Annotated in this window: 17 protein-coding genes; 5 read left to right on the forward strand and 12 right to left on the reverse strand. The window is 70.9% G+C overall.

Annotated elements, in window-relative coordinates; genetic code table 11:
* Positions 1 to 29: 29 nt before the first annotated feature.
* The gene (locus ABLE68_RS08485; protein WP_348870877.1) at positions 30 to 1247 is read right to left on the reverse strand and encodes a pyridoxal phosphate-dependent aminotransferase; all 1218 of its coding nucleotides are present in this window, start codon (positions 1245 to 1247) and stop codon (positions 30 to 32) included.
* A gap of 46 nt (positions 1248 to 1293) precedes the next feature.
* Here ABLE68_RS08485 and ABLE68_RS08490 point away from each other — a divergent pair, with 46 nt between their 5' ends.
* Positions 1294 to 1935 (forward strand): GNAT family N-acetyltransferase, encoded by a 642-nt coding sequence (locus ABLE68_RS08490; RefSeq protein WP_348870878.1) that lies wholly within the window; start codon positions 1294 to 1296, stop codon positions 1933 to 1935.
* A gap of 10 nt (positions 1936 to 1945) precedes the next feature.
* Here ABLE68_RS08490 and trxA read toward each other — a convergent pair whose 3' ends face one another.
* The 7 genes from trxA to ABLE68_RS08525 form a co-directional block, all read right to left on the reverse strand.
* The gene (gene trxA, locus ABLE68_RS08495) at positions 1946 to 2269 is read right to left on the reverse strand and encodes a thioredoxin (protein WP_348870879.1); all 324 of its coding nucleotides are present in this window, start codon (positions 2267 to 2269) and stop codon (positions 1946 to 1948) included.
* A 102-nt stretch (positions 2270 to 2371) separates the two neighbouring features.
* The gene (gene trxB / locus ABLE68_RS08500; RefSeq protein WP_348870880.1) at positions 2372 to 3385 is read right to left on the reverse strand and encodes a thioredoxin-disulfide reductase; all 1014 of its coding nucleotides are present in this window, start codon (positions 3383 to 3385) and stop codon (positions 2372 to 2374) included.
* Positions 3386 to 3470: 85 nt separating this feature from the next.
* Positions 3471 to 4193: a hypothetical protein gene (locus ABLE68_RS08505; protein ID WP_348870881.1), complete on the reverse strand. Its 723-nt coding sequence runs from the start codon at positions 4191 to 4193 to the stop codon at positions 3471 to 3473.
* Positions 4194 to 4239: 46 nt separating this feature from the next.
* Positions 4240 to 4929 carry an RNA polymerase sigma factor SigM gene (gene sigM / locus ABLE68_RS08510; RefSeq protein ID WP_348870882.1) on the reverse strand — a complete coding sequence of 230 codons (690 nt, stop codon included), beginning with the start codon at positions 4927 to 4929 and terminating at the stop codon, positions 4240 to 4242.
* Entirely contained in the window at positions 4926 to 6764 is a 1839-nt protein-coding gene (locus ABLE68_RS08515) for a protein kinase family protein (RefSeq protein WP_348870883.1), read from the reverse strand. The genes sigM and ABLE68_RS08515 overlap by 4 nt, the downstream gene beginning before the upstream one ends.
* Positions 6765 to 6830: 66 nt before the next feature.
* Positions 6831 to 8507 carry a murein biosynthesis integral membrane protein MurJ gene (gene murJ / locus ABLE68_RS08520; protein ID WP_348870884.1) on the reverse strand — a complete coding sequence of 559 codons (1677 nt, stop codon included), beginning with the start codon at positions 8505 to 8507 and terminating at the stop codon, positions 6831 to 6833.
* Positions 8504 to 10651: a DUF6049 family protein gene (locus ABLE68_RS08525; protein WP_348870885.1), complete on the reverse strand. Its 2148-nt coding sequence runs from the start codon at positions 10649 to 10651 to the stop codon at positions 8504 to 8506. The genes murJ and ABLE68_RS08525 overlap by 4 nt, the downstream gene beginning before the upstream one ends.
* Positions 10652 to 10752: 101 nt before the next feature.
* Here ABLE68_RS08525 and ABLE68_RS08530 point away from each other — a divergent pair, with 101 nt between their 5' ends.
* The 3 genes from ABLE68_RS08530 (at position 10753) to ABLE68_RS08540 (ending at position 14444) form a co-directional block, all read left to right on the forward strand.
* Entirely contained in the window at positions 10753 to 12171 is a 1419-nt protein-coding gene (locus tag ABLE68_RS08530) for a CCA tRNA nucleotidyltransferase (protein WP_348873250.1), read from the forward strand.
* Positions 12168 to 13151: a 1-aminocyclopropane-1-carboxylate deaminase/D-cysteine desulfhydrase gene (locus ABLE68_RS08535; protein ID WP_348870886.1), complete on the forward strand. Its 984-nt coding sequence runs from the start codon at positions 12168 to 12170 to the stop codon at positions 13149 to 13151. The genes ABLE68_RS08530 and ABLE68_RS08535 overlap by 4 nt, the downstream gene beginning before the upstream one ends.
* Before the next feature lie 123 nt (positions 13152 to 13274).
* On the forward strand, positions 13275 to 14444 hold the full coding sequence (locus ABLE68_RS08540; RefSeq protein ID WP_348870887.1) for a phospholipase D-like domain-containing protein: 1170 nt from the start codon (positions 13275 to 13277) through the stop codon (positions 14442 to 14444).
* Here ABLE68_RS08540 and ABLE68_RS08545 read toward each other — a convergent pair whose 3' ends face one another.
* The 4 genes from ABLE68_RS08545 to ABLE68_RS08560 form a co-directional block, all read right to left on the reverse strand.
* On the reverse strand, positions 14445 to 15419 hold the full coding sequence (locus ABLE68_RS08545) for a hypothetical protein (RefSeq protein ID WP_348870888.1): 975 nt from the start codon (positions 15417 to 15419) through the stop codon (positions 14445 to 14447).
* Positions 15420 to 15437: 18 nt separating this feature from the next.
* Positions 15438 to 19376 carry a PKD domain-containing protein gene (locus tag ABLE68_RS08550; protein WP_348870889.1) on the reverse strand — a complete coding sequence of 1313 codons (3939 nt, stop codon included), beginning with the start codon at positions 19374 to 19376 and terminating at the stop codon, positions 15438 to 15440.
* 278 nt (positions 19377 to 19654) lie between these two features.
* The gene (locus ABLE68_RS08555; protein WP_348870890.1) at positions 19655 to 20740 is read right to left on the reverse strand and encodes an inositol-3-phosphate synthase; all 1086 of its coding nucleotides are present in this window, start codon (positions 20738 to 20740) and stop codon (positions 19655 to 19657) included.
* A gap of 17 nt (positions 20741 to 20757) precedes the next feature.
* The gene (locus ABLE68_RS08560; RefSeq protein ID WP_348870891.1) at positions 20758 to 21393 is read right to left on the reverse strand and encodes a PadR family transcriptional regulator; all 636 of its coding nucleotides are present in this window, start codon (positions 21391 to 21393) and stop codon (positions 20758 to 20760) included.
* Positions 21394 to 21566: 173 nt separating this feature from the next.
* Between ABLE68_RS08560 and ABLE68_RS08565 the strand changes: the two genes are divergently transcribed.
* On the forward strand, positions 21567 to 23897 hold the full coding sequence (locus ABLE68_RS08565) for a transglycosylase domain-containing protein (RefSeq protein WP_348870892.1): 2331 nt from the start codon (positions 21567 to 21569) through the stop codon (positions 23895 to 23897).
* Positions 23898 to 23953: the final 56 nt, after the last annotated feature.

A 23953-nucleotide genomic window follows, 5' to 3' on the forward strand; every position in this document is an offset into this window, starting at 1 on the left:
GGCGAGCCTAGGCCCACCCGGGGAAGCCCTCAGTGGCGGCGTACGGCGAGGAAGTCGGCGATCCGGCCGATGGCCTCCTCGAGCACGGTGACGTCGGGCAGGGTCACCAGCCGGAAGTGGTCGGGCGTCGGCCAGTTGAACCCCGTGCCGTGGGTGACGAGCAGCTTCTTGGCGCGCAGGAGCTCGATCACGAAGGCCTCGTCGTCCTCGATCGGGTAGATCTCGGGATCGAGCCGGGGGAAGCAGTAGAGGGCACCCATCGGCTTCACGCTGCTGACGCCCGGGATCTCGTTGAGCAGCCGGTGCGCCAGCATGCTCTGCTCGTAGTAGCGACCGCCGGGCCCGATCAGCTCCTCCACGGACTGGTAGCCGCCGAGCGCGGTCTGGATGGCGTGCTGCGCGGGCACGTTGGAGCACATCCGCATGTTGGCGATCAGGGTCAGGCCCTCGACGAAGTCGGTGGCGAGCTCCTTGGGCCCGGAGATCATCACCCAGCCGGCGCGGTAGCCGCAGACGCGGTAGGCCTTCGAGAGGCCGCTGAAGGTCAGGCAGAGCACGTCGCTGCCGCCGTACGTCGCGACGTGGTGGTGCTGGGCGTCCTCGAAGAGGATCTTCTCGTAGATCTCGTCGGCCATCACGACCAGGTCGTGGCGCCGGGCGATGTCGACCAGCCCCTTGACCGTCTCCTCGCTGTAGACGGCGCCGGTCGGGTTGTTGGGGTTGATCACCACCAGGGCGTGGGTGTTCTCGGTGATCTTCGACTCGATGTCGGCGAGGTCGGGGTTCCAGTCGTTGTCCTCGTCGCACCGGTAGTGGACGGGCGTGCCGCCGGCCAGCGTCACCGCACCGGTCCACAGCGGGTAGTCGGGCGCGGGGATCAGGATCTCGTTGCCGTCGTCGACGAACGCCTGCAGCACCATCGAGATGAGCTCGGAGACGCCGTTGCCGATGAAGACGTCCTCGACGCTGACGTCGCGCAGCCCGTGGGACTGGTAGTAGTTCATGACCGCGGTGCGCGCCTCGTAGATGCCGCGCGAGTCGGCGTACCCCTGCGACTCCGGCAGGTGGTGGATCATGTCGGCGAGGATCGCCTCGGGCGCCTCGAAGCCGAACGGTGCCGTGTTGCCGATGTTGAGCTTGAGGATCCGGTGTCCCTCGCTCTCGAGGCGCTGGGCCTCGACCAGGATCGGACCGCGCACGTCGTACCGGACGCCCTTGAGCTTCTTGCTCTGCCGGATCTCTCGCATGGGCGTCATCCTCGCAGGCCTACGATGGCGATCGAGGAGGGTTTCCATGTCGCGGAAGGTCGACCGGCTCACGTTGGACCATCTCGACACCTTCACCGCGCCCTGCCGCTCCTGCCTCTTCTGGGAGCTCGACCCCGTACGCCGCGATCGGGTGGCCGACGCGTGCGCGGAGAAGGACGCGTGGGTCTCGGAGGTGCTGCGCGAGTGGGGGTCCTGCGGGCGGGTGGTCCTCGTCGACGACACCCCCGTCGGCTTCGCGATCTACGCGCCCGAGGCCTTCCTGCCCGGCTCGGCGAGCATCCCGACCGCTCCGGTGTCGACCGACGCGGTCCTCCTGACGACGGTGTACGTCGATCCCGAGCACCGCGGAGGCGGACTCGCCCGGATGCTCGTGCAGGGGATGGCGGCCGACCTGATCAAGCGCGGGGGTGTCGGCGCGATCGAGGCGTTCGGGGACACGACCGGCCGTGGCGGTCGGTGCCTGCTGCCGGTGGAGTTCCTCGGCAGCGTCGGGTTCAAGACCCACCGTGCACACCTGACGACCCCGCGGATGCGGATGGACCTGCGGGCCGCGGTCACCTGGCGCAGCGAGGTGGAGTCAGCGCTCGGTCGTCTGGTCGGCGCGATGCGCCCGAAATCGGCGCGAGGCCCGGCGCCGAAGTCGGCGCGGGCCTCGCGGACGAGTTGATCAGATCTGCTCAGACAAGGTCTTCGAGCTCCTTGAGCAGCGCAGCCTTCGGCCGCGCACCGACGATGGTCTTCACGACCTCGCCGCCCTGGTAGACGTTGATCGTCGGGATGCCGGTCACCCGGTAGGACGACGGCGTCACCGGGTTCTCGTCGACGTTCATCTTCAGGAAGGTGATCTTGTCACCGTGGGTCGAGGCGATCTCGTCGAGGATCGGGGCGACCTGGCGGCACGGGCCGCACCACTCCGCCCAGAAGTCCACGAGGACCGGCTTGTCGGACTTGAGGACCTGCGCGTCGAACTCGGCGTCGGTCACGGCAGCAATGTTGCCCACAGTTGGAATCCCTTCATTGGTGAACTCGGAGGTCTGTCAGTAGTCAACAGCAGCGCATGGACTGTTGTTCCCCACCACGCGGCGGCGACGTACGACGTGGGGTCACGCCCCAGCGGTCTGCGCGACCTCGGTGAGGAGCTCCGCGTCGGCCCGGTCCTGGGCGTCCTGCGGCGACGAGGCGGCGTGGTCGAGCTCGGAGAGGTAGCGCTCCGCGTCGAGGGCCGCGGCGCACCCCGTGCCCGCAGCCGTGATCGCCTGGCGGTAGTGGTGGTCGACCAGGTCGCCGGCGGCGAAGACGCCGGGCAGGTTGGTGCCCGTCGAGGGGTGGCTGACGACGACGTAGCCGTTCTCGTCGAGGTCGACCTGGCCGGGCAGCAGCTCCGAGCGCGGGTCGTGGCCGATCGCGATGAACAGGCCGGTCGCCGGCAGGTTGCTGGTCTTACCGGTGATTGTGTCCTCGAGGGTCAGCGACTCGAGCCGGTCGGCGCCGTTGATCTCGGCGACCTTGGAGTTCCAAATGATCTCGAGCTTGGGATCCGCGAAGGCGCGCTCCTGCATGATCTTGGAGGCGCGCAGCTCGTCGCGGCGCACGATCAGCGAGACCTTGCTGCCGAAGCGGGTGAGGAAGGTGGCCTCCTCGATGGCGGAGTCGCCACCGCCGACGACCGCGATGTGCTGGTCGCGGAAGAAGAAGCCGTCGCACGTCGCGCACCAGGAGACACCGCGGCCGGACAGCTCGTCCTCGCGGGGCAGCTCGAGCTTGCGGTAGCCCGAGCCCATGGCCAGGATCACGGCACGCGCGTGGAAGGTGTCGGTGGCGGTCTTCACGACCTTGACGTCACCGGTGAGGTCGACCTCGACGACGTCGTCGGCGACCAGCTCGGCGCCGAAGCGCTCGGCCTGGGCGCGCATCTCGTCCATCAGGGCCGGGCCCATGATGCCGTCGCGGAAGCCGGGGAAGTTCTCGACCTCGGTGGTGTTCATCAGCGCGCCACCGGCGGTCACCGAGCCCTCGAACACGAGGGGCTTCAGGTTGGCGCGGGCGGTGTAGAGGCCGGCGGTGTAGCCGGAGGGGCCGGAGCCGATGACGATGACGTCGCGAACGGTGTCGGACATGGAGTGTGGGTCTCCTCGGGACGGGTGCGGTCTGCGACCAGTACAACCGATCGTAGGTGAGGAATCTTCCCTGTCCGGGGGTGGGCTAGGGGGCAGGCAGGGTGATCGACCGGGTCGGGTCGTCGCTGCCGCAGAGGAAGAGGTCGACGACCTGGGTGTCGCCCTCCACGGGCCGGTAGACCAGGACGCCGCGCTCGCCGTCGTACCGCACGGCCACGAGGCGGCCCGGCCCGTCGGGCACCGTGCAGGACTTCGTGAGGTGCATGTTCCGGCCGGCCGGCGTCTGGGACTCGGTCAGACCGTTGACGCCCGACCCGCGGAGCCGGCGCACCTCGGCGCCGAACCGGTCCGGGTCGAGCCGCAGCAGCGGCCGCAAGGAGAAGAGCCCGTCGGCGCTCAGGGCGCCGCTGCCGGCCGAGTCCATCGGGGCGTCGTCGGGTGCCGGGCTGGACGCTGCGGGCGGCTTGGCGCTGAAGTCGGCGCTGCCGCCGGCCTCGGCCTGGTCGGCGCTGCTGGCCGCGCCGGAGTCGTCCTGGCTCGAGCCGGACAGGTCGAGCTGGTTGATCCCGATCCCGATCGCGACGGCGGCCGCGGCCGCGACGAGCCAGGTGCGGGCGTTGCGTCGGCGGCGGGCCGTGGCGAGGTCGGACACCGCGGGAGCACGGCGGGGGTCGGGCTCGTCGCGGAGGTCGGCGAGGACCCCGTCGAGCCGGGCGGCGACGTCGTCGGGCAGCGGCTCGGTGTGCCGCGCGTCGGCGAGCAGGCGGCGTACCTGCTCCTCGGCAGGAGTCGGCTCGGGATCGGGCACGGGGTGTTCACCTCCCTGGACGGGCTCGGAGTGGGACGGGGCGGGGTCAGGACTCGGCGGGTGGTCCTCGGGGTGCGTCCGTGGGTTCGACGGTCGGCGGCGGCACGGGGTTCCGTGGGTGGGAGTGTCCGCTGTCACCCTCGTCGTCGAGCAGGGGGGCGAGCCGCTCGGCCAACCGGGCCCGGCCGCGCGAGCAGCGGGACTTCACGGTCCCGACGGCGCAGCCGAGGATCTCCGCCGCGTCGGCGACCGGGAAACCCTCCATGTCCACCAGCACGAGCGCCGCCCGCTGCTCGTCGGGCAGCTCGCGGAGCGCCTCGAGCACCAGGCGTCGGCGCTCGCCGGCGACCGCCAGCGTGGCCGGGTCCTCGGTGCCGGGCGCCGACGCGGTCGTGGACCCTCGGTCGCGGTGGTCGTCGAGGTCGTCGGGCAGGGCCTCGGTACGGCGTACCTTCGCCGCCCGCAGCCGGTCGAGGCAGGCGTTGACCACTACGCGGTGCAGCCAGGTCGTCACGGCGGCGTCCCCGCGGAACGTGCCGGCCCTGCGGTAGGCGGCCACCATGCCGTCCTGGAGACCGTCGGCGGCGTCCTCGCGGTTGCCCATGGTGCGCACCGCCACGGCCCAGAGCCGGTCGCGGTGCCGGGCGAACAGGACCCCGAACGCCTCACGGTCGCCAGCCACGTGCGCGGCCAGCAGCTCGTGGTCGCTGAGCTCGTCGACGGGCCCGTCGCTCATCCTCGGACCGTCACCTCGGCGACCTCGCCGCGGAAACCGCCCTGCACCTGGGGGAGCGAGGTCAGCCAGACCGTCACGTAGCGCCCGGGGACGGCCGGGTCGAGGGTCAGCTTGTCGCGGGTGCCGACCCCGGTCGCGCTGGCGGCCGGCGTGAGGTCGCGGACGCCGGTCGGCCGGGTGTCGGTGACGTAGACGGACACGTCGGTGGGTGAGCCGATCAGGGTGAGGTCGACCTCCGCGACGTCGTGGCTCTCGCCGAGGTCGAGGACGAGACCGACACCCGTCTTGAGGCCACCGGGGCCGAAGTCCTGGTCGTAGGTCTGGGTGTGCCAGGCCGTGTCGGGATCGCCGTCGACCGCCAGCGCGGCGAGCTCGGGGTACTCCTCGGGCGGGTCGCCCTGGGGGTCGAAGTCCGACGCCGTGATCCCCGCGATCGGGGCGGCGACGCTCGCCGACGGCGACGTCTGGCTCGACGGGGGCCTGGACGGCTCGTCGTCGGGGATCGCGCCCAGCGGCGTACGGCCACGACCGAGGTTGTAGGCGACCACGCAGGCGACGAGCAGCAGCAGGCACGCGGCGATCAGGGCTGCGAGCCGGAGCCAGTTGCGACCCGGGACCTCCTCGGGCTCGGGATCGTCCGGGGTCGCGGAGACGCTGCCGGTCCCGGTGTCCCAGGGCCAGTACGCCGCGCTCGCGGCTCCGGCCGGCCGGGGCGACCGGGGGGTGCGGGCCGGTGCGCCACCGGCAGGCGAGGGAGCGAAGAGCGGACGCTCCGGCGGCTCCTCGAACGGCGGTGGCGGCGGTGCCGGCTCGGAGCGCGCGGTGAACCAGGAGACGTCGTCGGTCTCGTCGTCGAAGATCGGGAGCCCGGCCTCCGTGGCCAGCTCGTCGACCACGGGTTCTGGCTCGGCCTCGGGTTCGGGCTCCGGGACCGGCTCGGGGGCCGGCGCCGGCGTCGGGTCGACCGAGCGGGCGGGCGGATCTGCGATCGCCGGCAACGAGGCCGTCTCGGTGTCGCGGTGCCCGGCGAGCGCCTCGGCCTCCGCCAGACCCGTCGGGTCGCCGACGAAGGCGCACAGGTAGTCGGCGATCCCGTGGGCGGTCGCCACGTCGTGCACGTCGCGCATCCGCTCGGCGAACCCCCCGGTGTAGGGGTTGACCACCTCGTCGCACAGCGCGTCGAGCGGTCGCGGGATGCCGGCGCGCACCTGGCGCGGACGCAGCACCCGGCCCTGCTCGAGGGGGGCCGGGGGCACCGTGGACGTGGAGACGCCCGGCCACTTCCCGGTCAGCGCGCTGTAGAGCAGGGCGCCGAGGTCGGCGACGTCGGCGGAGACCCGCCCCGGAGGCAGCCCGTGCATCGCGGCGTCGACCGAGAAGCCGATCAGCCGCACCGCGCCGGTGTGGTCGACCAGGACGTTCTCGGGGATCAGCCGGCCGTGGGCGACGCCCGCGTCGTGACAGGCGGCGATCGACGCGGCGACCTCCGACACCAGCCAGGCAGCCCGCCGCGGCCCCAGGGGTCCGTCGTTGGCGAGCATGATGTCGAGCGAGTCGCCGGTGCCCCACTCGTTGACCACGAAGCAGAGGCCGTCGACCTGGTCGGCGTCGAGGACGCGCAGCAGCCGGGGGTCGTGCACGAGCGCCGAGCGGCGAGCGGCTTCGAGCAGCGCCGGTGCCCGCTCGTCGTCGGCCGCGATCACGTGGAGCGCGACGTGCCGCTCGAGCACCCGGTCGTGGGCTCGCCAGAACCGGCCGCCCCCGCTCTCGGTGAGGAGGTCGACCAGTCGGTAGCGGTCGGCGAGCACGTCGCCGGGCCGGATCGAGCTCGGCACTCAGCTCCCCTCGTCGCTTCCCGGTGCAGGACTGGGTGATGACCCTCGGGCCATCGTAGGACCCGGTCAGCCCCGTCGTGGGACGGGGAGACGGCGCGTGATCGTGTCGAGCACGGCGGTCACCTCGGTGATGCGGAAGAACCGGGCCAGGACCACGAAGACCGCGACGTCCACGACCATCACGAGGACCACCCACACGGCCGCGACGTACCAGCTCGGATCCCCGACGACCTGGTGGACGGCGTACGCCGTGCCAGCGGCTGCCGCGGTCGAGACGGCGGCCGCGATCAGCAGCCGCACGAGGAACCGGACCAGCCGGGCGGTGCGCAGGCCGCCGAGCGCGCGCAGCAGGACGACGTACGAGATCAGGGAGCCGACGAGGTAGGAGGCGGTGTAGGCGAGCACCAGGGCCGGCGAGGTGTCGGCCGCGTCCGTGGCGCGCACCAGGACCACTGCGACGGCGATGTTGGTGGCGCCGACCGCGCACTGGATCCAGAAGACCGTCCGGGTGCGCTCGAGCGCGTAGAAGCCGCGCAGCATGAGGTAGTGGACGGTGAAGAACACCAGCCCGACACCGAACAGGGCCAGCGACGGTGCGTAGTTGTCGAACTGGTCGGCCGCAGCGCCGTGGCCCCAGATCACGTGGGCGACGTCGGTGGCGATGAACGGCATCACCATCGCGAAGGGGACGATCACGGCGAGCGCGGTGCGCAGGGTCTCGGTCAGCGTCCGGGCCACGCCGCGTCGGTTCCGCTCGGCGGCGTGCGCCGACAGGCGCGGGAGGATCGCGGTCGCCAGCGACACGGTGACCACCGAGTGCGGGACCATCATGATCAGGAACGTCTGGGAGTAGATCGTGTAGCCGGTGCCGTCGGCGGCGTGCGCGCCCGCCGTACCTCCCGAGGCCAGACGGACCACGACCGTGTAGGCGACCTGGTTGACGATCACGAAGAGCACGGTCCACACACCGAGCCGCAGGGTGTGGCCCAGGCCGGTGCCGCGGAAGTCGAAGCGCGGGCGGTAGTGGAAGCCCGACGCACGCAGGTAGGGCAGCAGGATCACGAACTGCGCGACGATGCCCAGGGTCGAGCCGATGCCGAGGAGGAGCTCCTGGCCGGCCGTGTAGGGCCCGAACACGTCGTCGGCCGGACCGAACGTGAGCAGGTAGACGACCAGCACGGCGACCGAGATGACGTTGTTGGCGATCGGCGCCCACATCATCGGACCGAACCGCCGGCGGGCGTTGAGGACCTGGCCGACCAGCACGTACATCCCGTAGAAGAAGACCTGCGGCAGGCACAGCCGGGCGAAGGTGATGACGGAGTCGCGTTGCGCCGCGTTGTCCGGGTCGCTGTAGTCGGAGGTGAGGAAGAGGCGCATCACCCACGGGGCGGCGACGACCAGCAGCACGGTGACGCCGGCCAGGAACAGTGCGGCCAGCGTGATCACCCGGTTGGCGTAGGCGTCGCCGCCGTCGGGGTCGTTGCGCATCGCCCGGACCAGCTGCGGGACCAGGACGGCGTTGAAGATGCCGCCCGCCAGCAGGATGTAGAGCATGTTCGGGATCGTGTTGGCGATGTTGAAGATGTCGGCGTGCAGCGAGGCGCCGAGCGCCGCGGCCAGCAGTGCCGAGCGCACGAACCCGCTCATCCGGGACACGACCGTGCCGGCCGCCATCACCGCGCTGTTGGCGAGGACCCGGTCCTGCTCGGTCTGGCCCGCCCGCTCCGCCTGGTCGCTCATGAGCGCGCCGCTGCCCGGATCCGGCGGAACAGGCGCACGAAGATGGCGCCGAACAGCAGCGCGATCCCGGTCCCGAGGATCAGCCAGATCACGTTGCTCACCCGGTTGGACCGGATCGGGACGTCGTCCGAGGTCCCGAGGGGCACGCCCGCGGTGTCGGTGAGCAGCAGCGTGACGTTGCGGATGCCGACCGCGGAGGACGAGGCGTTGAGCAGGACGATGGTGCGCTGGCCGGCGGCGAGGTCGATGCCGTCGGCCGGGACCGAGACCCGCAGCGGTGGATCGGTCACGGCCTGGACCTTGACCGTCACCGGTTGGTCGAGCTCGTTGGTGACCGTCGCCGAGAAGCGGCCGCTGCCGCTCGAGAGGATGACCGCCTTGGGTGCGTCGATGTGCACCGACTGCAGGTGCCGGTCGATCCAGTCCCGGGACTGGTCGGAGGAGGCGGCGGACACGCCGGGCTGGAGCCGGTTGGCGTAGGACAGGTTGGAGAACGCCTCGTCCTGGACCGTTCCGCCGATCTGGTCGTTGAGCGTGAGCAGGTTCTGCAGCGACTCGCCGGCGCGGGCGAGCTCGTCGGCCGAGGAGAAGTCCTCGGCGTCGAGCTCGAGCCGCTGCTGGAGCTCCGGGTAGTCGAGCTTGTCGGCCGCGACGGGGCTGCCGCCGCTCGCCGCGATGTCGCGGACGTCGGTCAGGTGGAGCCAGTCCACGTCGAGGCCCTCGAAGAAGTCGGTCGGCATGCTCGGCGCCCAGGTCGACGGGAAGACCACGACCAGGGGCTTGCCGTTCTCGGAGAGCAGTCGGAGCGCGGCCTCGCCGAGGATCCGCTGCCGCACCGCGACCGACGAGAGCGGGTCGTCGGGGCCAGGTCCGCCGTCGGCCACCTCGGAGGAGGCGACGACCATCCGGTGGCCCGCGGTGTCGGCCACGGTCGGGGCGTCGTCGCCCAGCATCCGGTCGGTGACGATGACCGTCGAGCTCGCGTCGGTGATGCCGAGGCCGGCCAGGGAGAGGTAGCCGCTCGGCGACGAGACCGCGGGAGAGGTGGACAGCCCCCAGGGCTCGAGGGAGTCCCCGGAGCGCTTGCGGGCCGAGCGGTAGGCGGCCGGGTCGTGGACGGCCGCCCCCGAGACGTCGACGTCGCCGTACGGCAGGCTCAGGATCTGGCTGTCCTCGAGGCCGGTGTGCAGCCGGTCGAGCCAGCTGGACGCTGCCTCCTGCACCGCGGTCGGCTCGGCGTCCGCCGTGTCGTCGGAGTCCGGGTCCGGGGACGCCGAGTCCGAGGGTGACGGGCTGTCGGACGCGTCGCCGGACGCCTCGGAGTCGGGGTCGATCGTCGCGTCGAGCGAGCGTGGCGGGTTGCCGGCGGCCAGGGCGCGGGCGGCGTCGGGCACCGCGGGGTCGACGAGCCAGGTGAGCGGCCGCGACCCGGCCGCCACCCCGAACTCGACCAGCGAGTGGAGCCGTCCCCTGGTCAGCGCCTGCTTCCAGCCGGACGCATCGGCGAGCCGGCCGTCCGCCTCGTGGCGTACGGCGTGCCGGATCGGCACCACGAGGGCGGTGTCGACGGACTTGTTCGTCTTCGGCACCAGCGGGAGGAAGGTCCGGGCGCGGCCGTCGGCGAGGTTGTCGCCGCCGTCGGCGTTGAAGCCGAGGGCGTGCACGCCGAACCAGTAGACCCCGTCCTCGCGGGGCAGCAGCGAGCGCGGGATCCGCAGGGAGTACTGCGCGGTCTGACCCGGTACGAGCTCGTCGACGGTGTGGAAGGTGCCGGGGTGGTCCGCATCGATGATGCGGCCCCCGACCAGCTGGCCCACCGGGACCTCCGAGGCGTCGGCGAGCTCCGCCGTCGTCGTCATCGGGGTCTCGGACACGAAGGCGTAGAGCGTGACCGAGGTCCAGGTCTGGTCGTCGTCGTTGGTGACCGACCCGCTCACGTGCACGGCGCCCTTGCGGGGGATCGTGGAGGGAGACAGGCTCTCGATGGTCACCGAGAGAGGCTCGGTGTCCGTCTGCGGGGCGGCCGCCGCTGCCGCGGGCTCCGCCAACGGGCCAGCCAGCGGGCCGGCCAGCGGCACCCCCACCCAGGCCGCCATCGACGCCACCGCCACGAGGGCAGGCAGCAGCGACAGCGGGCGGAGCATGGCGGCGACTCTATCCGGGCTACCTGTGACGATCAGGCTGCCCCGGCCGCTCCCCGTTAGAGTTCTCTCCCGTGCCCGACGCCCCGTCCTCACCTCTCCAGATGGCCGAGGTCCAGCACGCCGTCGCGGTGGAGCTGGACCGGATCGGCCCGCTGATCGACGACCTCGGTCGCCGCTTCACCGACGCGGGGCACGAGCTGGCCCTGGTGGGCGGACCGGTCCGTGACGCGATGCTCGGCAGGCAGCACAACGACCTCGACTTCACGACCTCGGCGCGGCCCGAGCAGACCGAGGCACTGCTCAAGGGCTGGGCCGACGCGATCTGGGACATGGGCCGCGCGTTCGGGACCATCGGCTGCCGCAAGGGTGAGTGGCAGGTCGAGATCACGACCTACCGCTCCGAGGCCTACGACCCCACGTCCCGCAAGCCGGACGTCGACTTCGGTGACTCGCTCGCCGGCGACCTGGGCCGGCGCGACTTCACGGTCAACGCGATGGCGGTGCGCGTGCCCAGCCGCGAGTTCGAGGACCCGTACGCCGGGGTGGTCGACCTCGCGCACCGGGTGCTGCGCACGCCGGGCCGGCCGGAGGACTCCTTCTCCGACGACCCGCTGCGGATGATGCGGGCCGCGCGCTTCGCAGCCCAGCTCGGCTTCACCGTCGCCCCGGAGGTCGTCGCGGCGATGACCGCGATGGCGTCGCGGATCGAGATCATCTCGGCCGAGCGGGTCCGTGACGAGCTGGTGAAGCTGATCTGCGCGCCGTACCCCCGCCTGGGCCTGACCCTCCTGGTCGACACCGGGATCGCCGCGATCGTGCTGCCCGAGCTGCCCGCCCTGGCGCTGGAGCGCGACGAGCACCACCGCCACAAGGACGTCTACCAGCACACGCTCACCGTCCTCGAGCAGGCGATCGACCTCGAGTCCCGGCTGCCCGGCGGCGGTCCCGACTTCGTGTCCCGCTTCGCCGCGCTCATGCACGACGTCGGCAAGCCGCGCACGCGCCGCTTCGTCGACGACGGCACGGTGACCTTCCACCACCACGACGTGGTCGGCGCGAAGATGACGCGCAAGCGGATGAAGGCGCTGCGCTTCTCCAACGACGAGATCGACGCGGTCTCGCAGCTGGTCGAGCAGCACCTGCGCTTCCACGGCTACGGGTCGGGCGAGTGGACCGACTCCGCCGTACGCCGCTACGTGCGCGACGCCGGCGACCAGCTCGACCGGCTGCACGTGCTGACCCGCGCCGACTGCACGACCCGCAACCAGCGCAAGGCCGACCGGCTCCGGCGCACGTACGACGAGCTCGAGGAGCGCATCGCCCTGCTGTCCGAGCAGGAGGAGCTCGCCTCGATCCGGCCCGACCTCGACGGCAACCAGATCATGGAGATCCTCGGCATCGGCCCGGGTCGCGAGGTCGGCCAGGCCTACGCCCACCTGCTCGAGCTGCGGATGGACGAGGGGCCGATGAGCGAGGACGACGCCAAGGCCGCGCTGCTGGCCTGGTGGGCCGCGCGGTGACCCTCGCCGAGCGCTGCCCGGACCTCGGGTACGTCGCGCTCGGATCCGCTCCGACACCGGTGCGCCGGCTCGACCTGGGCTTCGACGCCGAGGTCTGGCTCAAGGACGAGGCGGCGTACGGCGACGGCGCGTGGGGCGGCAACAAGGTCCGCAAGCTCTGCTGGATCCTCCCCGAGGCGCAGCGACGCGGCGCCTCGACCCTCTTCACCGTCGGCGGCATCGGCACCCACTGGGGGTTGGCCTGTGCGATCTACGCCCGCGAGGTCGGCATCGAGACGGTGCTCGGTCTCGTCGACCAGCCGGTCGACGACCACGTCCGACAGCAGCTCGCCAGGCTCGAGGCCTCGGGTGCGCGGCTGTACCGCTACCCGTCGACCTTCCGCCTCAAGCTGGCCGCGCCGATGATCCTCGCCCGGCACCGGCCGTGGTACCTGCCGGCCGGTGGGTCGAACGCGTTCGGGACGCTGGCCTACGTCGACGTCGCCCTCGAGGTCGCCGAGCAGGTGGCCGCCGGGCTGCTGCCCGAACCCGGCACGGTCGTGGTGCCGGTCGGCAGCGGCGGCACGGTCGCGGGGCTCGCCCTCGGGTTCCGGCTCGCCGGCCTCTCCACCCGGGTGCTCGGCGTCGTCGTCAACGACATGCTGCGCCTCGACGCGGTGACCATCGCCCGGTTGGCGGGCAAGACCGGTGACCTGCTGCGCTCGCGCGGCATGAGCGGCGTACCCACGCTGACGGAGGCCGAGCTCGACCTGCGGCCCGGCTGGCTGGGCTCCGGGTACGGCGACCCGACGCCCGCGTCGGTCGCCGAGGTGTCCCGGGCCGAGGGCGCCGGGCTCGACCTGGAGCCGGTCTACACGGGCAAGTCGCTGGCGGCGCTGCGCGACCTGACCGGGCGCGGCGAGCTCGCCGGACCGGTGCTGTGGCTGAACACCCACGGTCCGCGCGGCGTTTCGCCCGCGTCGCCGTCATCGGCCACCTAGGCTCCATGAGTCGCACGGTCGTCGCGACGATGGACGCAGGGGGATCGGGTGCTCAAGAGGGTTGCCGTCATCGTGGTCATGGCGGTCGTTGTCGGATGCTTGTCGACGGGTTCGGCGTCGGCCGTGCGGTCGTACACGCCCCAGCCGGGACCGACGTGGAACAACCCGCGCGGCGACCTCGCCGCGCGCAACGTCAACATGGCGAAGGTCCGCAACACGATCGACAGCGTGCCCCGCAAGGGCGTGATCAGGATCGCGCTCTACTCCTACAACCGCCGCGACATCGGTGACGCCCTCATGCGCGCCTGCCGGCGGCACGTGTCGGTCCAGCTGGTGCTCAACGACAACGCGATCGGCGTCGAGGCCCACCGGATGATGCGCTACCTCGGCAGCAAGACGCAGCCGAGGTTCAAGGACCACTGCAACCCCAAGCCCCGGCCGACCAAGCACCACCCGCACCGCAAGCCGTATCCCGTGCCGAGCTTCTTCAAGGTGTGCGCGGGCGCCTGCCGGCTGGGCAGCGACATCTCCAACCAGCACGCCAAGTTCTACCTGTTCTCCGCCACCGGCAACGGGAAGCCGGTCGTCATGTTCGGCTCCAACAACCTGATGAGCTTCGCCGCCAACGTGCACTGGAACGACCTCTACACGGTGGTCGGCAACCAGCAGATGTTCGACGACTTCAGCACGGACTTCGCCCAGATGGCGGAGGACCGCTACCGCAAGAACCCCTACTGGGTCGCCCAGGACGGTCCCTACACCGTCGAGTTCGGGTCGGACCCGCACGTCACCGGGCACCGCGACCACATCTACCAGCGCCTCAACCAGGTCTCCTGCCGGGCGCCGGTCGGGTACGGCGAGCAGGGCCACACGTCGATCCGGATCATGATGTACGGCTGGGTGGGTGTGCGCGGCCTGATGCTGGCGCACAAGGTCGCGGACCTGGCCAGGTCGGGATGTCACGTGCGGGTGCTGGTCAGCGGCGCCGGACGCCGGGTGCACGCGGTGCTCCACCGGGGCGGCGTGGCCATCCGCAGCTCCGCCCTCGACCTCGACGACGACCCGCTGACGGGGTTCGAGGAGACGGGCTGGGAGGTCTTCTCCCACGAGAAGTGGATGTCGCTGTCCGGGAGGTGGGCCGGTCAGCCGTTCAAGGGCGTGTGGACCGGCTCGGAGAACTGGTCCGACGTGTCGCGGCACAACGACGAGGTGACCGTGAAGATCCCCTTCGCGTCAGCACTCGCCGCCTACAGCTCCCACTTCGAGCTCGTCTGGGCGCACTACAGCGACTGATCAGCCCGGCAGCCCGAGGTCGGCGTACGGCGTGAGCGTCATGTGCGTCGCCGGCCAGAGCTCCTTGCGCCGGTGCCGGCCGGGCTCGACGAAGCCGGACGCACCGGACTCGTAGGTCGTCATCACGCCGGCGGGCACGGCGGCGATGCCCTCCGCCATCGCGGGCAGACCGATCCGGGCGAGCGGCGGAGGGAGTGGCCCGCCGAGGACGTCGGACATGCGGTGGCTCAGCAGGGAGCCCGGCCTGGTCCGACCCCACGACGTGCTGAAGACGACGTGGTCACCGCGCACCGCGATGCCCTGCGTCCGCGTCGGCGTCTCGAAGGGACCGTGCTCGTCGACCCACCTCCCGTCCCACCGGTAGGTGTAGAGGCGACCGGGTGAGTCCTTGCCGAACGTGCCGGCGTAGAGCGTGTGGTCGACGACCGTGCAGTAGGCGCCGCCCGCGACGGGCTGCGCCTCGCCGATCGCGGGCACGACGTCACCAGGTCCTGCCGCCAGCAGGGTGGACCGGTCGTAGGCGAACAACCGTGGCGGCTTCTCCGCCGACGTCACCAGGACAGTGTCGCCGTGGACGGCGATGCCGCCGAGGTGACGGGGTGGAGCGCCTCGCGCGTCCGGCCCGAGGCCGACCGCGCCGGTCAGGCGACCGGTTGTCGCGTCGACGATCCAGAGGCTGGCGCGTCCGTCGTGGTGGTAGCTCGTCTGCAGCAGCCGGTCGGACGCCGCGTCGTAGGTCAGCCCCTGCGGTGTCCAGCCGTGCGGGTCGCCGGTCGCGAGCGTGCCCGGGATGACCGGCCCGGGGTACGACGCGTGCTCGAGGTCGCGGCGCAGCGACCGCTTCCGACCGTTGGCCAGCCAGGCCCGCTGACGCCGGGTCGGCGGGACGGCCGGGTCCAGACCCAGCGCGGCACGGTCCAGCAGGTGCCGGGAGAGAGCGGCGTCGTACCGCTCCCTCCAGGCACGCTGATCCATGCCGGACTGTCTACCGGATCAGTAGCGGAACCCGTCGACGTACGCGCGGCCCTTGGTCACCACGAGCTTGAGCGTGTGGTCGCCCGAGCCGAGGCCGTGGAGCCTGCGGTGGAAGGTGAACGTCGGCTTCTTCGTGGTGCCGTGGAAGCTGACGGTCCCGACCTTCACCCCGTCGACGAGGAGCTTGGCCTTGCCGCCCTTCCTGGCGTGACCGACGCGGACGTCGATCGAGGCGCCGGTGAAGGGGAGCGTGAGGGTCTCGGGACCCTTGCCCGCGCGCTGGTTGTCGCAGTAGTTGCCACCGGGTGCGTTCTTCGCCCGGATGGCGCGCCAGCCGCCGTGCGCGTGGACCTTGCTCGAGCCGCAGCCGACGAATACGGGGTCGGTGCCGGGGTCGCCCGGCGTCGACGGCCCGTCGGCCACGGTGACCTTCACGGTGTCGGTGTCGGTCAGGCCTTGCGGGTCGGTGACGAGCAGCGTCACGTCGTACGTCCCGGCCTGGTCGAAGCGGTGGGTGACCGCCGCGCCGCTGGCGTCCTTGGTCGCGCCGCCGTCGCCGAAGTCCCAGGTGTAGTCGAGGTCGTTGGGGGTCTGGGCGTCGGTGCTGCCCACCCCGCTGAGCGCGACCGGCTTGCCGGTCTCGGCCGTCGTCGGGGTAGCGGTGGCCTTCGCCGTGGGTGCGGTGTTCTTCGGTGCGGCGACCGGCGTGTAGCCGTAGTCGAAGTCGCCGCAGCCGTTGCCCATCGTGAAGGCCACCGCACCCGTCAGGTCACCGTCGGAGGTGGCCGGGCCGTCGGCGGTGCCGCTCATCGACTGCACCTGGAAGCCCAGGCAGCTGTAGCCGAACTCCCAGTTGCCCGAGGCACTGCTCGGGTCCAGGTAGTTGTCGACGTGTGGCTTCGAGGCGGCGTCGGAGTACGTCGACCGGCCGGCCGCCGCCGTGAACGCCGCGTCGTTGAGGTCGGGCGTGTCGTTGCCGACCTGGGGCGTCGAGTCGAGCGGCGACTGGGCCGGCGGGTCGTCGGTGCCGGCGTTGCCGTAGCCGTGCGCCTCGTCGGTGTAGGCGAGGTAGAGCCCGGCGCCCCACCCGATCGGGTCGCGGTCGATCTCGCCGTGACCGTCGAGGTCGAAGCCGGAGCGGTCGCGCATCTCGAGGTAGTAGGCGTGGTCGAAGTCGGCCTCGTCGCCGGCCTTGACGTACTGCCAGCCGTGCGTGCAGTCGCCACCCGGGTTGTCGGCCTGGCAGCCGCCGTTGAAGACCCGCGGGTCGTCGGGACCGCCGTCGCTCTCGAAGTCCGTCTTCAGCAGCACCTTCTCGCCGGTCGGCGTCGTCGCGGTGACGTTGACGTCGTCGATGAACCAGCCGGGCCGGGCCAGGCCCGGGTCGGTCGCGTAGCTGAAGCGCAGGATCGGGGCGTCCGCGCCGACCAGGTCCGAGATGTCGAAGCTGTCGGCGATGAACGAGGAGTCCGGGTAGTTGCCGAGCGTCCGGTCGAGCTGGACGTTGACCGGGTCGGTGTAGGAGGCGCTCGAGCCGGTGATGCCGTTGCCGTACGCCGCCTGGCACGCGCTCTGGTTCGGGTTCGACGTGCCGGGGGTCGTCGTCGGGGTGTCCCGGGTCGACGCCTGCGACGTGAAGGTCTTGCCGCCGTCCTTCGAGGTGAGCACGAAGCCGTAGTCGAAGTCCCACTCGGTGTCGAACATCGACTTGAAGTCGAGCTTCACGGTCGAGCCCGCGGGCAGGTCCTTGAGCCCGGGGATCGCGAGGTCCAGGTTGTGGCCCCCGCCGTCGCTGGTGCAGCCGAAGTCGTTGCCGGAGCCGGAGTACCACGCGTGGCTCTTGCTGGCCTTGTCGCCGGTGTCGAACTTGGCCGGGTCGAGCAGCTGGCGACCGGGCAGCTTGGCGACGTACATCAACGAGTTGTGCACGACGCCGTCCGGCCCGTTGGTGAGGGTGTACGGCGTACCGTCCGGCTTCTGCCAGCGGATGGTGCCGGTGTCCTGCTTGGAGTCGGTCCAGCCGCTGACGGTCTTGGACTCACCCGACGACAGGACCTGCGGGACCACCCAGCCGAGCTCCTGGCGGGAGAAGGCGTCCATGTCCTGCGACTTGTCGGTCGCCATCAGGTTCCAGTCGCCGTAGGTCTCGCGGCTGCCGAGGGAGTAGAAGTCCGGCAGGCCGAGGGAGTGGCCGTACTCGTGCGAGATCACGCTCGCCTTGTCGATCGCGGTCTCGGGGTTGAGGTTGTAGGGACCGACCCGGACGAAGACCTTGAGGGCGTCGCCCTTGTCGGTCGTCGTCATGTCCTTGTAGGTGGTGTCGGTGTACCAGAGCGGCCGGCCCTCGAGGTCCTTGAGCTGGTCGTCGGTGGTGTAGCCGGGCAGGCCCGTGACCGGGTCGCTGATGTAGTACTCGAGCGACGAGCTGTGCGGCCAGACGTTGTCGTACGGCGCGGTGTCCTGCGGGTCGTCGGTGCAGGCACCGAGCTGGGACGCGCCGTTGCCGCCGCAGCCGGCGAAGACGCCCATGAAGAAGTCGACCACGCCGTCCTTGTCGGTGTCGTAGTCGGAGTAGTCGATCTCCGGGTCGGCGAGCGCCGCGGCGTCCGCCACGATCTTGCCGGTCGGGCCGCAGCCGCTGTCGATCTGCATCAGCGCCGCGACCCCGGTCAGCGAGCCGACGACCGCGGAGCCGTCGCCGTCGGAGCCGTAGTAGCCGGTGGTGCCGGGCAGGTTGTAGACGCCGTTGGTGATCCGCTCGGGGTAGAGCGGGGTGCCCTCGACGTTGACGGGCGAGTCGCCGAAGGTGACGCCGGTGCACGTGGAGACGGTCGTCGGGTCGGTCTTGCTGAACGGGAACCCCGGCGCGTAGTCGAAGTCCGCGGTCGCGATGCCGGCCGACGGCACGTCGCCGTTCGGGAAGAGCTGGCCGAGCGACATCTCCTGGTAGAGGTTGTACGTCGAGCCGGTCGTCGCCGGGTCGTTGATCTTCTTCTCGAGCGCCTCGCCCGAGTGGTCGGCAAGGTAGCTGCGGTCGGTGTACTGGACGGGCACGACGGGGAACGGCCGGTCGCCGTACCGCGCGGTGTCGAAGGCGTCGCTGGGCGGGATGACCTTCGGGCCGTGGCTGACGACGGTCTGGTTGCCGGCCGTGGAGGTGAGCTTGGCCGTCGTCGACAGGTCGCGCCACACGATGGTGGGCTCCTCGGCGACCGTGTCGGCGGTGTTCTCGAGCACCAGGGTGACCTTGCCGGGCACGGTGCCGCTGGCAGCCGGCACCGACGGGATGCTCCAGGTGATCGAGCCGGAGGAGACCGGGTGCGTGCCGGGTCCGCTGGCGTCGGTGAAGCGGGTGCCCTCGGGCGCGGTCACGGTGACGGAGGCGCCGACCACCGGGAGCGCGGTCGGGTTGGTGACGATGATCCGCGACGGGTAGACGTCGCCGGGCTTCACCCAGCCGACCGACGAGACGAAGCTGTTCTCGATCTGGAGCCCGGTCGCGGCGGCTGCCACGACGACCGCCTGGGCACCGCCGTCGGCGACCTTCTGGCCGTCGTACGAGACGTCGACCGCGCGGACGCCGAGCTGCTGCGCCGCCTGCGGGAGTCCCTTGCTCACGGCGCCCGGCACCGACGTCGAGAAGGTGCCGTCGCTCGCGGCGGTCACGTCCTGGGTGCCGAGCACGTTGCCGGCGGCGTCGGTGACGGCGAGGGTGAGATCCGCGGGGACGCCGTGTCCGGCCGCGGACTCGACCGTGCCGGAGACGGTGAACCTCGCCCCCCGCAGCACGGTCGCGTCCTGGCCGTCGAAGTCGACGGAGAGGGCGGGCTGTTTCGGGAGGCGGTCGGCCGTCGTGGCGGCGGGTGCCGTCTGGACGGTGATGGCGGTGAGTCCGGTGGCGAGGGCGGCGGCGAGCGCGGTGGTGACCGCGGTGGTGCGCCAGAGGTTCAGGCTCATGGTGGACGCAATCTCGAGGGGTCGCGGGCGGCGACGCGGTGCCACCCAAACGACCGGCCGGTGGGACTGGTTACGTCGCGTACCCGGACTGCTCACCGGACAATTCGCGTCCGCCTTCCGGTCTGGACCGGACTGTTTCCCGTCGCACCTGACGTTTCTGTCGCCGATCCGCCCGATTCGGAGCATTTTCGTCAGGTGCGTGGCCCCCCGACGCCCGGACGCGAAACGGCCCCCGGGACCAGGAGGTCTCGGGGGCCGTTCGGTGTCTCAGGCGGAGGTCACTCCTCGCCGGCGATGAAGGCCTCGACGCGGCGGCGACCCTCGTCGTCGGGGAGCTGCACCGGCGGGGACTTCATGAGGTACGACGACGCCGAGATGATCGGGCCACCGATGCCCCGGTCCTTGGCGATCTTCGCCGCGCGGATGGCGTCGATGATGATGCCGGCGGAGTTCGGGGAGTCCCAGACCTCGAGCTTGTACTCGAGGTTGAGCGGGACGTCGCCGAAGGTCGTGCCCTCGAGGCGGACGTAGGCCCACTTGCGGTCGTCGAGCCACGCGACGTAGTCCGACGGGCCGATGTGGACGTTGCGGTCGTCCTTGAGGCCGGCCAGCGGGCCGGTCAGGTTGGACGTGACGGCCTGGGTCTTGGAGACCTTCTTGGACTCCAGGCGCTCGCGCTCGAGCATGTTCTTGAAGTCCATGTTGCCGCCGACGTTGAGCTGGTAGGTGCGGTCCAGCCGGACGCCGCGGTCCTCGAACAGCTTCGCCATCACGCGGTGGGTGATGGTGGCGCCGACCTGCGACTTGATGTCGTCGCCGATGATCGGCACGCCGGCCGCCTCGAACTTCGCAGCCCACTCGGGGTCGGAGGCGATGAAGACGGGCAGGGCGTTGACGAAGGCCACGCCGGCGTCGATCGCGCACTGGGCGTAGAACTTGTCGGCCTCCTCGGAACCCACCGGGAGGTAGGACACCATCACGTCGGCGCCGGTGTCCTTGAGGACCTGGACGACGTCGACCGGGTCGGCGCCGGACTCCTCGATGGTCTGGCGGTAGTACTTGCCGAGACCGTCGAGCGTCGGGCCGCGCTGGACCTCGACGCCGAGCGTCGGGACGTCGCAGATCTTGATGGTGTTGTTCTGCGAGGCGTTGATCGCCTCGGAGAGGTCCTTGCCGACCTTCATGTCGTCGACGTCGAACGCGGCGACGAACTCCACGTCGCTGACGTGGTAGTCACCGAACGCGACGTGCATGAGACCGGGCACGGTGCCGGAGGGGTCGGCGTCCTTGTAGTACTCGACACCTTGGATCAGGGAGGTGGCGCAGTTGCCCACTCCCACGATTGCTACTCGAACCGAACCCATCGGGATTCCTTTCCTGGTCACAACTTCTGGTCGGCCGCGGGGGTCGCGGGCGGCCTGCTGGTGGTCGGCGCCGTCGGCGCCTGGGGGATGGACTGCTGGTGCGGCACACCATTGCGCTCGGCGTTGATCAGCTCCGAGAGCCACTTGACCTCGCGTTCGACCGACTCGACACCGTGGCGCTGGAGCTCGGCCGCGTAGCGGTCGACCTCCTTCTGCGTCATCGACAGCTGGGTCTGGACCCGGTCGAGACGCTCCTGGAGGCGAGTACGCCGGCCCTCGAGCACGCGCAGCCGGATCTCCATGTCGGTGGACGAGAAGAAGGCGAACCGGATGTCGAAGTTGTCGTCCTCCCACGCGGTCGGACCCACCTCCGACATCAGCCGCTCGAACTCGCGCGTGCCTGCCTCGGTGACCTGATAGGTGATGCGCGGCCGCTTCGACACCGGGGTGCCCGGGGTCTTGGTGGTCAGGGTCTCCTCGATGAGGGAGGCCCGCAGCATCTTCTTCAGGGTCGGGTAGAGCGACCCGTAGGACAGCACCCGACCCCATCCGAGCATGAGGTTCAGGCGCTTGCGGAGCTCGTAGCCGTGCATGGGTGCCTCGTGCAGCAGTCCGAGGACTGCGAGCTCGATAGTCTCCGCACGACGTGCCATGCGACCTATCGTAGCGATATATCCGCGCGTTGCGAACCCGGGACCTGTCACCGGTGACAACGCGTCGTACGACGAGACGTGTCCGACGGCACGCGGGCGTCGTGTTGGGCCGCCGCGGACGACCCCCGTACGCTGACGAGGATCGTGACCCCTGACCCGCGGAGCCGACGACTGTGAGTGGTAAGCGCAGGGCTGCAGGCCCCGCCGACAAGAAGACGACGTCTTCGACGTCGAAGCGACCCCGGACCCGGAAGCAGAAGATCTGGCGGGTCGCGAAGTGGTTCCTCATCGCCGGGCTCGCCGGCCTGCTCGTGATCACGGCGGGGTTCGTCTACCTCTACCGCACCACGGACATCCCGAAGCCCAACGAGGCCTTCGAGACGCAGACGTCGTTCGTCTACTACTCCGACGGCAAGGACCAGCTCGGCGACTTCGCCACCCAGAACCGCGAGTCGATCTCGTACGACGAGATGCCGCAGAACATCAAGGACGCGGTCGTCGCCGCCGAGAACCGGTCGTTCTGGACCGACAAGGGCATCGACCCCAAGGGCATCCTGCGGGCCGCCTTCAGCAACGCGTCGGGCAACTCGACGCAGGGCGCGTCCACGATCACGCAGCAGTACGTCAAGATCCTCTACCTGAACCAGGAGCGCTCCTACAAGCGCAAGGTCAAGGAAGCGATCCTGTCGCTCAAGCTGCAGCGCACGCAGTCCAAGACCGAGATCCTCACGGGCTACCTCAACACGATCTACTTCGGCCGCGGCGCCTACGGCATCCAGGCCGCGGCGCAGGCCTACTTCGACAAGGACGCGAAGGACCTCAGCCTGCGTGAGTCGGCGTTCCTGGCCAGCGTCCTCAACAACCCGACCCACTTCGACCCCGAGGACGGCGACCGCCAGGACCTCAAGGAGCGCTACGCCTACGTCCTCAACGGGATGGCCGACGCGGGCAACATCCCGGCGGCCAAGGCGGAGCAGGCGGCCAAGCGGCTGCCGAAGTTCCCGCCGATCAAGGTCGAGAGCAAGCTGGCCGGCCAGAAGGGCCACATGCTCACGATGGTCCGCAACGAGCTGCACAGCCTGGGCTTCGACGACGAGCAGATCGACGGCGGCGGCCTGCGGATCACCACCACCTTCACCCGCAAGGCGATGGCCGCGGCCGAGCAGGGCGTGCAGGAGATCCGCCCCGACATGGGTGCCGGCAACAAGAACCTCCACGTCGCGGTCGCGAGCGTCGAGCCCGGCACGGGCGCGGTGCGCGGCTTCTACGGCGGCCAGGACTACCTCAAGTCGCAGATCAACTGGGCGGTGACCGGCGGCGCCCCGGGCTCGACCTTCAAGGCGTACGCCGTGGCCGCCGCTCTCAAGGACGGCTTCTCGCTCGACAGCACCTTCGACGGCAACTCGCCCTACTACTACAACGGCCTCGGCACCGGCGACCGCGTGCGCAACGAGGGCACGGGCTACGACGGCCTCGGCACCGACTACGGCGACAAGGTCAGCCTCCTGCGCGCGACCGAGGAGTCGATCAACACGGCCTTCGCCGACCTCACCATGACGATGGAGGACGGGCCTCAGAAGATCCTCGACACCGCCGAGGCGCTCGGCATCCCCAACTGGAACAAGGGCCAGAAGGGCTACAACAACATCGACAACAGCCCGGGCCTCGAGCCGATCTCCGGGATCGCGCTCGGCTCGGCCACGATCGCGCCGGTCAACATGGCCAACGCCTACGCCTCGATCGCCAACGGCGGCCAGGCCGCCAAGGTCCACGTGATCGACGAGGTGCAGAGCAAGGACGGCGAGGTCCTCTACCAGTTCAAGCAGCACACCGACCAGGCCATCTCCGAGGACGTCGCGGCGGACACGTCGTACGCCCTCCAGCAGGTGGTCGCGAGCGGAACCGGCACCGCCGCCCAGGCGCTGGGCCGCCCGGCCGCCGGCAAGACCGGCACCGCCACCAACGGCAACGACGAGGTGTCGTCGTCGTGGTTCGTCGGCTACACGCCCCAGCTCGCCACTGCCGTCATGTACGTCCGCGGCCAGGGCAACGAGCAGCTCGACGGCTGGCTCCCCGACTACAACGGCCAGGCCGGCTACTTCGGTGCCAACTACCCGACGCGCACCTGGACCGCGGTCATGCAGAAGGACATGGAGGGGCTCGACGTCGTGCCCTTCCCGGACAAGGCCGACCTCCAGGCGACCACCGAGGTCGAGGGCCACGACCCCTACACGCCGCCGCCGCCGAAGCCGACCAGGACCAAGACGACGCAGACCCCGAGCGACACCCCCTCGGACACCCCCAGCGACACCCCGAGCGACACCCCCTCGGACACCCCGAGCGACACGCCGAGCGACAGCTGCGGCCTGCTCGGGTGTGAGTCGCCGTCCGACACGCCCACCACCTCCTCCCCGACGCCGTCCGGCGCCGCGAGCAGGGGTACGGCGGGTCGGGTCGCGGAGCGTCCGCGCGCGCGGCGCCGCACCGGAGCTCGGCGCGGCTGATGGTCGCGCCGGTGGGTCGCCGTGGGTGGGTCGATCCCACCGTCGACGATCCGGTG

This window comes from Nocardioides pollutisoli (assembly GCF_040045055.1).
Taxonomy (GTDB): Bacteria; Actinomycetota; Actinomycetes; order Propionibacteriales; family Nocardioidaceae; genus Nocardioides; species Nocardioides tweenelious.